The sequence below is a fragment of the Streptomyces sp. NPDC058872 genome (assembly GCF_042743065.1).
Taxonomy (GTDB): Bacteria; Actinomycetota; Actinomycetes; order Streptomycetales; family Streptomycetaceae; genus Streptomyces.
This window is the reverse complement of record NZ_JBHYMK010000003.1, coordinates 130,040-143,050: the sequence shown is the minus strand read 5'-3', so window position 1 is coordinate 143,050 and position 13,011 is coordinate 130,040. Positions and strand designations below refer to the sequence as shown.

General features: G+C 71.4%; 12 protein-coding genes. 1 reads left to right on the top strand and 11 read right to left on the bottom strand.

Annotated features, from left to right (window positions below; genetic code table 11):
* The first annotated feature begins 55 nt into the window (after positions 1 to 55).
* Positions 56 to 706 (top strand): N-acetylmuramoyl-L-alanine amidase, encoded by a 651-nt coding sequence (locus ACFW22_RS02805; RefSeq protein WP_386398021.1) that lies wholly within the window; start codon positions 56 to 58, stop codon positions 704 to 706.
* Here ACFW22_RS02805 and ACFW22_RS02800 read toward each other — a convergent pair.
* From ACFW22_RS02800 to ACFW22_RS02750, 11 genes are all read right to left on the bottom strand, one after another.
* A complete protein-coding gene (locus ACFW22_RS02800) occupies positions 699 to 1,862 on the bottom strand; it encodes a cysteine desulfurase family protein (RefSeq protein WP_386397874.1) in 1,164 nt (387 codons plus the stop codon). The two genes, ACFW22_RS02805 and ACFW22_RS02800, sit on opposite strands and share 8 nt — an antisense overlap.
* Positions 1,863 to 2,031: 169 nt before the next feature.
* Positions 2,032 to 2,895: a thioesterase family protein gene (locus ACFW22_RS02795; protein ID WP_386397872.1), complete on the bottom strand. Its 864-nt coding sequence runs from the start codon at positions 2,893 to 2,895 to the stop codon at positions 2,032 to 2,034.
* A gap of 23 nt (positions 2,896 to 2,918) precedes the next feature.
* Positions 2,919 to 3,599 (bottom strand): trimeric intracellular cation channel family protein, encoded by a 681-nt coding sequence (locus ACFW22_RS02790; protein ID WP_386397869.1) that lies wholly within the window; start codon positions 3,597 to 3,599, stop codon positions 2,919 to 2,921.
* Between the two features lie 219 nt (positions 3,600 to 3,818).
* The gene (locus tag ACFW22_RS02785; protein WP_386397866.1) at positions 3,819 to 5,003 is read right to left on the bottom strand and encodes an ABC transporter ATP-binding protein; all 1,185 of its coding nucleotides are present in this window, start codon (positions 5,001 to 5,003) and stop codon (positions 3,819 to 3,821) included.
* Positions 5,000 to 6,133: an ABC transporter ATP-binding protein gene (locus ACFW22_RS02780; RefSeq protein ID WP_386397863.1), complete on the bottom strand. Its 1,134-nt coding sequence runs from the start codon at positions 6,131 to 6,133 to the stop codon at positions 5,000 to 5,002. The genes ACFW22_RS02785 and ACFW22_RS02780 overlap by 4 nt, the downstream gene beginning before the upstream one ends.
* Positions 6,130 to 7,128, bottom strand: coding sequence for an ABC transporter permease (locus ACFW22_RS02775; RefSeq protein WP_386397860.1), 999 nt, complete (start codon positions 7,126 to 7,128; stop codon positions 6,130 to 6,132). The genes ACFW22_RS02780 and ACFW22_RS02775 overlap by 4 nt, the downstream gene beginning before the upstream one ends.
* A 114-nt stretch (positions 7,129 to 7,242) precedes the next feature.
* On the bottom strand, positions 7,243 to 9,003 hold the full coding sequence (locus ACFW22_RS02770; protein WP_386397857.1) for an ABC transporter substrate-binding protein: 1,761 nt from the start codon (positions 9,001 to 9,003) through the stop codon (positions 7,243 to 7,245).
* 111 nt (positions 9,004 to 9,114) lie between these two features.
* On the bottom strand, positions 9,115 to 10,143 hold the full coding sequence (locus ACFW22_RS02765; RefSeq protein ID WP_386397855.1) for an ABC transporter permease: 1,029 nt from the start codon (positions 10,141 to 10,143) through the stop codon (positions 9,115 to 9,117).
* A 362-nt stretch (positions 10,144 to 10,505) separates the two neighbouring features.
* The gene (locus ACFW22_RS02760; protein ID WP_386397852.1) at positions 10,506 to 11,297 is read right to left on the bottom strand and encodes an enhanced serine sensitivity protein SseB C-terminal domain-containing protein; all 792 of its coding nucleotides are present in this window, start codon (positions 11,295 to 11,297) and stop codon (positions 10,506 to 10,508) included.
* A 78-nt stretch (positions 11,298 to 11,375) separates the two neighbouring features.
* Entirely contained in the window at positions 11,376 to 12,116 is a 741-nt protein-coding gene (locus ACFW22_RS02755) for an enhanced serine sensitivity protein SseB (RefSeq protein ID WP_386397849.1), read from the bottom strand.
* A 203-nt stretch (positions 12,117 to 12,319) separates the two neighbouring features.
* Positions 12,320 to 12,982 carry an AAA family ATPase gene (locus ACFW22_RS02750; protein WP_386397846.1) on the bottom strand — a complete coding sequence of 221 codons (663 nt, stop codon included), beginning with the start codon at positions 12,980 to 12,982 and terminating at the stop codon, positions 12,320 to 12,322.
* Positions 12,983 to 13,011: the final 29 nt, after the last annotated feature.

Here is a 13,011-nt window from a genome sequence, read left to right as displayed (position 1 = left end):
ACCAGGGTACGGGGCGCCGGGAACCGCGGTCGTGGCGGTGAGCGTTCTCCACGACATGGGCAGCAAGTCGAACAGGGGTGTGGGGCGGCGGGCCGTGCTGTGGGGCGGCGCGGCCGCCGCGGTGGGCGCGGTGGCGCTGGCCGGGGACGAGCTGGGGCGCTTCTGGTGGCGGCTGCCGGGGGTGCAGAGGAAGAGGGTCGAGGGGGAGCTGGACCACAAGGGGGCCGAGTGGACGTCGGCGGCGCGGGCCAACTGGCGGCGGGCCGACCGGCCGGACGACTACCCGATCGACCGGGTGGTGATCCACGTCGTCCAGGGGAGCTACGGGACCGCGCTGAAGGTCTTCAAGAATCCGGGGCACGGGGCCGCCGCGCACTACGTGGTCCGCAAGGACGGGCACGTGGCGCAGATGATCCGGGAGCTCGACGTCGCCTTCCACGCCGGCAACCGCGACATGAACGAGCGGAGCATCGGCATCGAGCACGAGGGCTACGTCGACCGGCCGCAGGACTTCACGGCGGCGATGTACGCGGGGTCGGCGCGGCTGACGGCCGACATCTGCGCCCGGTACGGGATACCCGTGGACCGGGAGCACATCATCGGGCACGTGGAGGTCGCGGGCACCGACCACACCGATCCCGGCCCGCACTGGAACTGGGACCGCTATCTGGTGCTCGTGCGGAAGGAGCGCGCGCTGCTCAGCTGAGCCCGGCGGTGCGGGCGCGCTCGACGGCGGGGCCGATGGCCCCGGCGACCGCGGCCACGTCCTCCTGGGTGGAGGTGTGGCCGAGGGAGAAGCGCAGGGTGCCCCGGGCCAGGTCCGGGTCGGTGCCGGTGGCGAGCAGGACGTGACTGGGCTGGGCGATGCCGGCGGTGCAGGCGGAGCCGGTGGAGCAGGCGATGCCGGCCGCGTCGAGCAGCAGGAGCAGGGAGTCGCCCTCGCAGCCGGGGAAGGTGAAGTGCGCATTGGCGGGGAGCCGGTCCACCGGATCCCCGCCGAGGAGCGCGTCGGGGACGACCGTGCGGACGGCGCTGACGAGCGCGTCGCGCAGGGCGCCGACCTCCCGGGCGAAGTCCTCCTGGCCCTCGGTGGCGAGCCGGGCGGCGACGGCGAAGGCCGCGACGGCGGGGACGTCGAGGGTGCCGGAGCGGACGTGGCGTTCCTGACCGCCGCCGTGCAGCACGGGCACGGGGGTGTGCTCACGGCCCAGGAGGAGGGCGCCGATGCCGTAGGGGCCGCCGATCTTGTGTCCGGAAACCGTCATGGCGGCGAGTCCGGAGGCGCCGAAGTCGACCGGAACCTGCCCCACGGCCTGGACGGCGTCGGCGTGCAGGGGGACGCCGAACTCTGCTGCGGCGTCGGCGAGCTGACGGACCGGCATGACGGTGCCGATCTCGTTGTTGGCCCACATGACGGTGGCCAGGGCGACGGACTCGGGATCGCGGGCGATCGCCTCGCGCAGGGCCTCGGGGTGCACCCGGCCGTGGTGGTCGACCGGGAGGTACTCGACGGTGGCGCCCTCGTGGGCGGCGAGCCAGTCGACGGCGTCGAGGACGGCGTGGTGCTCGACCGGGCTCGCCAGGACGCGGGTGCGGCGGGGGTCGGCGTCGCGCCGGGACCAGTACAGGCCCTTCACGGCGAGGTTGTCCGCCTCCGTGCCGCCGGAAGTGAGGACGACCTCGCTCGGGCGTGCGCCGAGTGCGGCGGCGAGGGTCTCGCGCCCCTCCTCGACGGTCCGCCGGGCCCGCCGTCCGGCGGCGTGCAGGGAGGAGGCGTTGCCCGTGACGGCGAGCTGGGCGGTCATCGCCTCGATCGCCTCGGGCAGCATGGGCGTGGTCGCGGCGTGGTCGAGGTAAGCCATGGTGGGTCGATTCTACGAGCCCGGGGACGGCGGCCCGGCGCCCGGCCCGTTCTTGCCGGTGGCCGATCCTCGCTCCCCGGCCGCCCGGGGAGCGATCGCCCCGCCCGGGCCGCCCGGGAGCAGGGCCGGTGGCGGCCCCGGCGGGGCCGGGCGGCGGTCGTGCGGGGGTTCAGTCGCGCGGGGCGCGGGCCAGTTGACGGGACTGGGCGACCAGACGACCGGCGCTGTCCCAGACGTCGGCGTCCTCCTCCAGGAAACCGCCGGCGAGGTTCCGGGTGGTGATCGAGACCCGCAGCGGTCCGGGGGCCGGGCGGCAGCGGACGTGCGTGGTCAGCTCGACGGTCGGGGTCCAGCCCTTGAGGCCCAGCTCGAAGGAGGTCGGCGGCAGGGCGTCGACCGCGAGCAGGAGCGAGAGGGCGTCGGGCTCGCGGCCGTCGGCCAGGCCGAACCAGGCCCGCATCTCGCCCTTGCCGGAGGGGGCTCCGACCGCCCAGCCGACGCAGGCCGGATCGAGACGGAGGTCGAGCCGGTCGGCGATGGCGGAGGAGCCGGGGATCCTCGGGGCGGGGTTGTCGGCGGCGCTGAAGCAGTTCTCGATCGGGGCCATCTCCGGGGGCGTCGCGGAGGTGCGGACGTCTTCGGTGAGGGCGTCGAGGTCGCCGTACGAGGCGAGGACGCGGATGCGCTCGACCTCGGTGCCGTCCTCGGCGTACTGGAAGAGCGAGGCCTGCCCGGTGGAGAGGGTGCGACCGGTGCGGACGGTCTGGGTCCTGATCACCGCGGGTCCGGGCACGGAGGGCGTGAGGTAGTGCGCCGAGATCGTGAACGGGTCGGGGTGCGGGAGGTGGTCGCCGAGGGCGCGGCCGAGCAGGGCGAGGAGGTAGCCGCCGTTGACGGCTTGGATGATCGTCCAGCCGGCGGAGAGGTCGGCGTCGTAGACGCCCGGTTCCCGGAGGGTGACGGCGGTGTCGCGGTCGAACTCGCTCGATGCGGCGAGGGCCGCGGCGGGGCTCGTCTCGGTGCTCGTGCTCATGCCGCCGACGGTACAGCAGGAAACTACTGAGCGGTAGCTTTTTCGACGTCCTCCTCGCGGGCGGCGGAGCGACGGTTCCAGGCGCGCGGGGCGCGCCAGTGGTAGCGCATCGCGAGGAGGCGGAGCGCGAAGGCGGTGAGCACGGCGGTGCCGCTGGTGAAGGCGTTGAGCACGTCGAAGCGGATGCAGAGCACGACCATCGTCGCGCCCACGATCGCCGGCACGGCGTACAGGTCGCGGTCCCAGCGCAGCAGCGACGGGACCTCGTTCGCCAGCACGTCCCGCAGGACACCGCCGCCGACGGCCGTCGCCAGGCCGAGCGCGGCGGAGGACGTGAGGCCGAGGCCGTACTCGTACGCCTTCGTCGTGCCGGTCACGCAGAAGAGTCCCAGCCCCGCGGCGTCGAAGACGTTGACGGCGGTCTGGGTGCGCTCGACCTCCGGGTGGAGGAAGAAGACCAGGACCGCCGCGATCAGCGGCATCAGGAAGTAGCCGAGGTCCGTGAAGGCGGCGGGGGGCACGGCGCCGATGATCAGGTCGCGGAAGAGGCCGCCGCCGAGGGCGGTGACCTCCGCGAGGACGGCGATGCCGAAGACGTCGAAGTTCTTGCGGACGGCGAGGAGGGCGCCCGAGATGGCGAAGACGAAGATGCCGACGAGGTCGAGGGCGTGTTGTACCGAGGGGGTGAACAGTTCGTGGAGCACCGCCCCATTGTCCCGTTGCTTCCCGGTGGGCCCTCCCGCGGTCCCACCGGTGCCGGCCCGCGGGAGGGGCACCGGCGGGGAGGGGCCCGCCGCGGGAGGGGCGGGGCGGGGCCGGGGAGGCGGGCGCCGGGAGGAGGGCGGGCACTCCTTCCTCCCCCGTGCGGGGAAGCAGCGGGGCCCCGATCGCCTTCCGGCGTCGGGGCCCCGCGGGCGGTCTCGTCAGGCCTTCGGCGCGTCGCCCTCGGCATCGGCCCCGGCGGGCTCGGCATCGGCCCCGGCGGGCTCGGCACCGGTGGGCCCGGTCTCCGAAGCCGCCTGCGCCGGCTCCTCGGCGGACGCCGACTCCCCCGGCTTCTTCGTGAGGGCGATGTCCACCGGTCGGCGGGCCTCCGGAATCGTCACGCCCTCCTGGTCCTCCGGGTGGTGGCAGGCCACGCGCTGCCCCGGACGGAGCTCCAGGAGCGCGGGCTCCTGGGTCCGGCACAGGTCCGTCGCCTTCCAGCAACGGGTGTGGAAGCGGCAGCCCGGCGGCGGGGCGATCGGGGACGGCACGTCGCCCTTGAGCAGGATGCGCTCGCTCTTCGCTCCCCGGCGGCGCGGGTCCGGGATCGGCACCGCGGACATCAGGGCCCGGGTGTACGGGTGCAGGGGCGCCTCGTACAGGGACTTGCGGTCCGCCAGCTCCACGATCTTGCCCAGGTACATCACCGCGATGCGGTCCGAGACGTGCCGGACGACCGACAGGTCGTGGGCGATGAACACATAGGTGAGGCCCAGCTCGTCCTGGAGGTCGTCCAGGAGGTTGACGACCTGCGCCTGGATGGAGACGTCGAGGGCGGAGACCGGCTCGTCCGCGACGACGAGCTTCGGCTTGAGGGCGAGCGCGCGGGCGATGCCGATGCGCTGGCGCTGGCCGCCGGAGAACTCGTGCGGGTAGCGGTTGTAGTGCTCCGGGTTCAGTCCCACCAGGCCGAGGAGGCGCTGGACCTCCTTCTTCACGCCGCCCTCGGGCTCGACGCCCTGGAGCCGGAAGGGGGCCGAGACGATCGAGCCGACCGTGTGGCGCGGGTTCAGCGAGCCGTACGGGTCCTGGAAGATCATCTGGACGTCCCGGCGCAGCGGACGCATCTGCGCCACCCCGAGGTGGGAGATGTCCGTGCCCTGGAACTCGATGCTGCCGCCGGTCGGTTCGAGGAGACGGGTGATCAGCCGTCCCATCGTGGACTTGCCGCAGCCGGACTCGCCGACGACGCCGAGGGTCTCACCGGGGTAGACCTCGAAGTCGAGCCCGTCGACCGCCTTGACCGCGCCGGACTGACGCTGGAGCAGGCCCTTCCGGATGGGGAAGTGCTTCTGCAGGCCGCTGACCTTGAGCAGGGGCTCGGTGCTCTTGTTGTCGCTCACAGCTTCGGCGCAATCTCTTCGGTCCAGATGCGGGTGCGCTCCTCCTGCGACATGTGGCAGGCCGAGTAGTGGCCGCTGCCGATCTCCAGCAGTTCGGGGCGCACGGTCCGGGTGATGCCGCCCTTCGGCACGTCCGCGTAGGGGCAGCGCGGGTTGAAGGCACAGCCGCTGGGGACGTTGATGAGGCTGGGCGGGTTGCCCTTGACGGGGATCAGGCGCTCGGTCTGCTCCCGGTCGATGCGGGGCATGGAGCCGAGCAGGCCCCAGGTGTAGGGGTGCTGCGGCTCGTAGAAGACGTCCTCGGCGGAGCCCCGCTCCACGCACCGGCCGCCGTACATCACCAGGATGTCGTCGGCGATCTCGGCGACCACGCCGAGGTCGTGGGTGATGATGATGACCGCGGAGCCGAACTCCTTCTGCAGGTCCCGGATCAGATCGAGGATCTGGGCCTGGACCGTCACGTCGAGCGCGGTGGTCGGTTCGTCGGCGATGAGCAGCTCGGGGTTGTTGACCAGTGCCATGGCGATCATCGCGCGCTGGCGCATGCCGCCGGAGAACTCGTGCGGGTAGTTGTCGAACCGCTTGGCCGGCTCCGGGATGCCCACCCGGTCGAGCAGTTCGACGGCCCGCTTGCGGGCGGTCTTCTTGTCGACGTCGTGGTGGACCCGGTAGGCCTCCACGATCTGGTGCCCCACCGTGTAGTAGGGGTGCATCGCGGACAGCGGGTCCTGGAAGATCATCGCCATCTCGCGGCCGCGCATCCGGCGCACGGTGTCCGCGTCGGCGGAGAGCAGCTCGCGTCCGTTGAGCCAGATCTCGCCGGAGATCCGGGCCTTCTGCCGGCCGTACTGGCCGACCGTGTGGAGGCCCATGACGCCGAGCGAGGTGACCGACTTGCCGGAGCCGGACTCGCCCACGATGCCGAGGGTCTTGCCCTTCTCCAGCTGGAAGCTGATGCCGTCCACCGACTTCACCAGACCGTCGTCGGTCGGGAAGTGGATCTTCAGGTCGCGCACGTCCAGGAAGGCGTCGGACGGGGCGTCCTGCGACACGGCCCGTTCCACCGCGCGGCTCTCGGCCGGGGAGGTCTCGTCGAGCGCCGCGCCGGTCTTCGACAGCTTGTCCGTCATGCGAGCCTCACTCGGGGGTCGATCACCGCGTACAGCAGGTCCACCAGGAGGTTGGCGATGACCACGCAGGCGGCCGTGATGAGCGTGACCGCGAGGATCACCGGGAGGTCGCGGTCGCTGACCGCCTTGAAGGCGGCGTTGCCGAGCCCGGAGAGGTTGAACGCGGTCTCGGTCAGGACCGCGCCGCCGACGAGGGCGCCCAGGTCCATGCCGAAGATGGTCAGGATGGGGGTCATGGTGGAGCGCATGGCGTGCTTGCCGAGCACCACCGGCTCGGTGAGGCCCTTGGCGCGGGCCGTGCGGATGTAGTCCTCGCCGAGCACCTCCAGCATGGTGGCGCGGGTGAGCCGGGCGTACATCGCCGCGTACAGGAAGGCCAGGGTCACCCAGGGGAGCAGGAGGCCCATGAACCACTCGCCCGCGGACTCGGAGATCGGCACGTACTTGGCGTCGAGCCAGCCGAGCTGGGTGCGGAAGAGGAACATCGACAGCATGGCCGTGAAGTAGATGGGGAGCGAGACGCCGGCCAGGGCGGTGACCATCGCGGCCCGGTCGACGAGCGTGCCCCGCTTGAGCGCGGAGACGACGCCGGTGGAGACGCCGATCACCAGCCAGACGACGGCCGCGCCGAGGACCATGGAGAGGGTGACCGGGATCCGGTCGACCAGCATCGCCCAGACGTCCTGCTCGGTCTTGAAGGAGTAGCCGAAGCACGGGGCCGCACAGTGGATGGTTTCGCCGCCGCCCGTGTAGTCACGGCCGACGAAGATGCCGGAGACGAAGTGCCAGAACTGCACCAGGATCGGCTCGTCCAGGCCCAGCTTCTGCCGGACGCCCTCGATGGAGGCAGGATCCGCCTGCTTGCCGACGAACATCGCGGCAGGGTCGCTGCCGGTCAGCTTGGGAATGAGGAAGAAGATGCTGAGCGTCACGAACGTGACGACGAGCAGCATCACCGCGACGGCGATCAACCGTCGGATTATGTATGCAAGCATGCGGTCGGCCGGGCGGGGGCCGGAGCGTCCTCTCGGACGTCCCGGCCCCCGCGCACGGCCATCACCTGCCCTTCGGACCTGGCGGCGGGTGGTGCGCCGGTGAAGCGGGTCGGATTACTTGACGACGCCGAGCGACGCGTAGTCGTAGCGGCCGTTGTAGGCGTCGGCCGTGTAGACGTTGGTCAGTCGCGAACCGCGCCAGATGATGTTCTTCTCGTGGGTGAAGGGCAGGTAGACCGCGGCCTCCGAGACCTTCGTGTTGATCTGCTTGTAGAGCTCGCCGGCCTTGTTCGGGTCGGTCTCCTTGAGGGCCTGGTCGAACAGGCCGTTGATGGCCGGGTCGTTCAGCTCGGAGAAGTTGTTGTTGCCGGACTGGAGGATGAAGCGGCCGTCGACGAGCGGCTGCAGGAAGCCCTGGCCGGTCGGGAAGTCGGCGCCCCAGCCCATGATGATGATGCCGTAGCCCTTCTCCTTGACCGTCTTCGGCGAACCGATGATGCCGGAGGTCTGGGCGCCGTCGAACTGGTCGATCTGGGCGTCGATGCCGACGGCCTTCAGGGCCTGCTGCATCGACTCGGCGGTGGCGATCTCGACCGGCTTGTTGTTGCGGACCGCGATCGTGGTCTTGAAGCCGTCCGGCTTGCCGCACTTCTTCAGCGCGTCCTTGGCCTTGGCCAGGTCCGGGGCGCCGCTGAGCTTGCCGTACGGGTCGTCCTTCGGGTCCGCGCCCTTGATCGCCGGCGGCAGCATGTTGGAGGCGATGTCGCCACCGGCCTGCGGGCCGCCGCGGGCGGTCTGCAGGGACTTGGTGTCGGCCGCGTAGATCATGGCCTTGCGGCACTCGATGTTGGGCGTGACCGTCTGCGGGAAGACCGCGTAGCGGATGAAGCCGGTCTGCGGGTTGTCGACGTTGCCCTTGTACTGCTGGAGCACCTTCTGGCGGGCCGCGCTGCCGACGCCGGTGGCGTTGATGTCGAGGTCGTACTCGCCCTCGATCAGGCGGTTGTCCATGTCGTCGGCGTTCGTGGTGAACGTGACGCTGACCTTGTCCGGCAGGGCCTTGCGGACGGTGTCCGTCTTGGCGTCCCACTTGTCGTTGCGGACGAGGAGGATGGACTTGTTGGGGGTGTACTCCTGCCACTTGTACGGGCCGGAGGAGAAGGGCTTCAGGCCGTACTTGGCACCGGTGTCCTTGTCGGCGCGGACCGGGGAGGCGGAGGGCATGGCCAGCATCTGCAGGAAGTCGCCGTTGGCGACCGGCAGCTTGAAGACGATGGTCTTGTCGTCCGGGGTCTCGATCGCCTTCAGGCCCAGCTTGTCGGCGCTGGTGTCCTTGTACGGGCCGGAGTACTCGCCCTTGGGGTCGAGGACCTGCTGGAGGTAGATCGGGCCGCCGGAGATGACGTCCTGGGCCCAGATGCGCTCGATGCCGTACTTGACGTCCTTGGAGGTGATCGGCTTGCCGTCCTCCCAGGCCACTCCGTCCTTCAGGGTGAAGGTGTAGGTGAGGCCGTCCTCCGAGACCGTGCCGGTGTCGGTGGCGAGGTCCGAGACCAGCTCGGTGGAGGCGGCGCCCGGCTCGGCCTTGAAGGTGACCAGCTGGCGGGCGTAGTAGCGGGAGAAGTCCCACATGAAGCCGTAGTAACCGCGCTGCGGGTCCCACGAGTCGGCCTCCTGCGAGCCGATGAACTTCAGCTCGCCGCCCTTCTTGTCCGAGGCGTTGAGGACCTTGTTCACCCCGCCGTTGAAGGCGAGGTCGCCGCCCTTGCCCGTGTCGTCGCCGCCCTTGCCACCGCCACAGGCGGTCGTGACGACCATGGTGGCCGCGGCGAGCAGCGCACCCGCGGCAATTCTGCGCTGAGAGCTCTTGAGCATGGGTCCAGCAACCTCCGGGTTAGTGGCGGGCCTTGGAGTGAATCCGCCGTTTTGGGGATGAGCCTCCTGTCGCCAGCGGCAGGGGCGGGTCTTGCGTGTCGTCGGCGAACGTCAGCGGGAGCCCTTCGGGTCGAACGCGTCGCGCACGCCGTCGCCGAAGAGGTTGAACGCCAGGACGGTGATGAAGATGGCGAGGCCGGGGATCACCATGAACAGCGGGTCCGACTCGTAGGTGTTCACGGCCTTCGAGAGCATCTGTCCCCACGAGGCGGTGGGCGGCTTGACACCCGCACCGAGGAAGCTGAGCGCCGCTTCGGTGAGGATGTTGGTGGGGATCATCAGGGTCGAGTAGACCGTGATCGGCGCGACCAGGTTGGGCAGCAGCTCGCGCACCAGGATGTAGAAGCGGCCGGCCCCCAGGCTCTGGGCGGCCTCGACGTACTCGCGGTTGCGCAGGCTGAGCGTCTGGGCCCGGACGATGCGTCCGATGTAGGGCCAGCCGAAGAAGCCGATCACCAGGACCAGGGCGGCGATGCGGACGCCCGAACCGTCCAGGCCGAGCAGCTCGTTGGGGAGCACCGAGACCAGGGCGATGGTGAAGAGCAGCTGCGGGAAGGCCAGCATCACGTCCATGATGCGGCTGAGGACCGCGTCGATCCAACCGCCGAAGAAGCCGGCGACGATGCCGAGGAGCGTGCCGAGGAAGACCGCGAAGAGGGCGGCGAGGAAGGCCACGAGCAGCGAGATCCGTGCGCCGTAGACGATCCGGCTGAAGACGTCGCGGCCGTTGACGGGCTCGACGCCGAACAGGAAGTCGGCGTTGATGCCGCCCCAGGAACCGACCGGGGTGCCGAACAGCGGGTCGATCTGGTCCTCGTGGAACTCGTCCGGCGGGTGGCCCAGCAGGGCGACGATCACCGGCGCGAAGACCGCGACGAAGATGAGGAAGACGACGACGCACGCGCCCGCGAGGGCCAACTTGTCGCGCTTGAGCCGGTTCCAGGCGATCCTGAGGGGCGAGCGTCCTTCGATCGTCTTGCCGGGAGTACCGGAGTTGCCCGGAGTGCCGGGAGCGTCGGGCGCGCCGTCGACGGTGGCGGTCGCCTCGCCCGCACTCGCCTCGTGCAGTGGTGCCGTCATCGTGGTGAGGACCCCTCTCGGCCGCCGGTAGCCGGCCCTTGCCCGCCGCGGATAGCGGCTCGGTGGAACAACCCTGCAGGGCACCGGCCCGAAAGCGGCCGAACGCCCGGTGTTCCGGGGAGTCTTCAATGTGCTCGCGATCACCCGCCAGACCTGACGGGGAATGTTTGCTCAAACGTGATGCGGTGCTGCGACTTCCGTTATCCGGACGTCGTGACCACGTGAGCGGACCAACCGGGGCTCTCTTCCGCGGAATCGGACATGTCGCTCAACCAGTGCCGTGAGCTGACCAATGGGGGTGAACGAAGGCCTCCGGAGTGGATTCCGGAGGCCTTCGACCACAAGGGGGCGGGGGTGGCGTCTCAGTATCCGGACGGCGCCGGCGGCGGGTATCCGTACCCCGGGGCGGCGGCCGGTCCGCGCCCGCCGTGCGCCTCGCGGTCGTAGAACGGCCGCGCGTTGGCCCGCAGCCACAGCGCGACCGGGTCGTACGCGTCGGAGAGCGCGACCGTCGAGACGGGCAGGCCCTCGGGCACCGCACCGATCGACTGCCGCATCATCGAACGGACGGTGTCGACGGCCGCCGGGGAGGTGTCGTACAGGTCGAGGCCGATGACCAGGTACGCGGAACCGAGTGCGGGCTGCACCCATCCGCGGCGCAAGGACCGGATGACCGGGGTGCGGTGCGCGTTCTGCGTGAGCAGGGCGTAGAACTGCGGGACCTCCAGGGCGGGCTCGGTGACGCGCAGCGGCCCGGCGGGCATCCGGTCGAGACCGGTGGCGATCCGGCGGAGGTCGGCCCAGGGAATGCCCACGCCGCCGCCCGGGGCATGCGGATTGAGCCAGATGCCCCAGCGGTCCGGATAGAGGGCGCGGGCGATCTCGCGACCGGTGACGCGTTCGTGGGCCCGGTTCCAGCCGGCGACGGCGAACTCCTGGGCGGAGGTGACGCAGGGCGCGTAGCCGTAGCCGTCGACCTCCATGTTCCCGTACTGGGCGTCGGGCGAACCGGGTGCGCCCTGCCAGAGCAGCATCCAGAGCTCGCCGCCCACCAGGGCGTGCAGCAACTGCTCGTACGCGTCGTAGCGTCCGGGTGCCACCTGGCGCAGCATGTGCTCGACCTGTCCGGTCGCAGCGGTGCCTGACGCGCTCACCCTCGGTCCCGCCCCTCTTCCGTCCACCACGTACGTCTGTCCAGCAATCGAGTCAGTTCAGCTTAAACAGGGTCCCGCTCACACACCGGCGCGCTGGTAGAAGGGGCGCACCCGCTCCACCATCCAGTCGCCGACCGGGTCCTGTGCCACGTCCAGCAGGATCAGGTTGACCGGCCAGGCGACCTCGACCCGCCCGAGCGCCCGGCCCAGGGCGTCCAGGGGGGCGGTGCGGTCGGCGCCCTCCCAGTGGGAGAGCTGGACGCCGATGAAGAGGGCCGGTTCGGTGCCCTCGACGCTGGCGAGGGCACGGCGGGCGGTGGCGATGGCGCCGACGGCCTCGAACTCGGCGGAGGCGGCGGCGAGGAAGTCGACCGGGTCGTCCTGCCAATCGGGCTCGAAGAGCCGGACGCGTCCGCCGCTGGCGGGGCCGTCGAGCGGAGTGCGACCGGTGCGGCAGAGCTCGGCGACGGCGGGCGGGGGCAGCGGGACGCCGACGGTGCCGCCGGGGTTCACGGCGATGCCGAGCTGCGGGGGCAGGCCGCGGGCGAAGTCCCGGGCCGGGGCCACGGTGAACGACATGTGGTCCCCCACACAGGCGAGGAACTGTTGCTCGGAGCTGAAGACGGGGACGTAGGCCACACCGTCGATCTCCATCGTGGCGAGATCGAGGTCGCGGCTCTCCGGGCCGCCGCCGTTGGGCAGGGGGACCCAGACCTGGCTGCGCCCCAACACCTCGACCAGTCGGCTGCCGGCCTCCGGATTGCCGAGTGAGGCGGCAAGGACCTCTTCGAGCTCATTGCCCGGCCACGTCACGTCCACGGTCTCGCCCTTCCCCTCTCGCACGGCCTGCCGCACCGGCCGCCGGGCAGCACCCTAACGCCGCCCCGGCACCGTCGTGGCCAAAAGGGAAGGGTACGGGCGTCCCCGGACGTGCGGGACACCACCCGTGCCCCGCCTCGTCGCCGCCCCTCCGTCGGGTCCGCCCCTCCGTCAGGTCCGCCCCTCCGTCAGGTCGTCGCCCGTCAGGCCGCCTCGCGGAAGCCGATCGCACGGAGGGCGTCGGCGGCGTCCCGGTCGAGCAGGGTCGCCGAGGCGCAACCGTGCGGCAGGTTGCCGGACTCGGCGGCCCGCACCAGCCGGCCGACGGCCCGGCGGTGGCGGGCGAAGGCGTACGCGGAGACGCCCCGCCCCCTGGCCCGCTGGCCGGCCTTGGCGGTGTCCGGGGTGACGTCGAGGAGGAGCAGGTGCAGGCCCCGGCCCCGCCGTCGCGCCTCGCGGGCGAGCCAGCCGCGCACCCAGGCCTGGGTGCCGCAGTCGTGGACGACCACCCCGGCGCCGGAGCGCAGGGCGCGGTGCAGTGCCGCGTAGTGCGCGAGCCGGACCAGGGGACGGTAGACGGCGTACGGGAGGATGCGGGGCATCCGGGCCTCCCAGCGCTCACGGGCGTCCTGGGAGTCGATGCCGAGGCCCTCCGCGGCGCGCTTCATCAGGGTGGACTTGCCGCTGCCCGGCAGCCCGGAGACGACCACCAGGTCACCGGGGGCGAAGGTGAGGGCGCGGGGGCCCCGACCGCCGCGTGCGCGCAGGTCCCGCAGGAGCCGGCCGCGACCGCGGCTCCGGGCGCGGGCCCGCTGGGACGGTATGCCGGTGCCCGTGGCGTACGCGCCGGTCTGGTGGATCGTCATGGCCTTCCCCCTCCTCAGGTCTCCGGAGA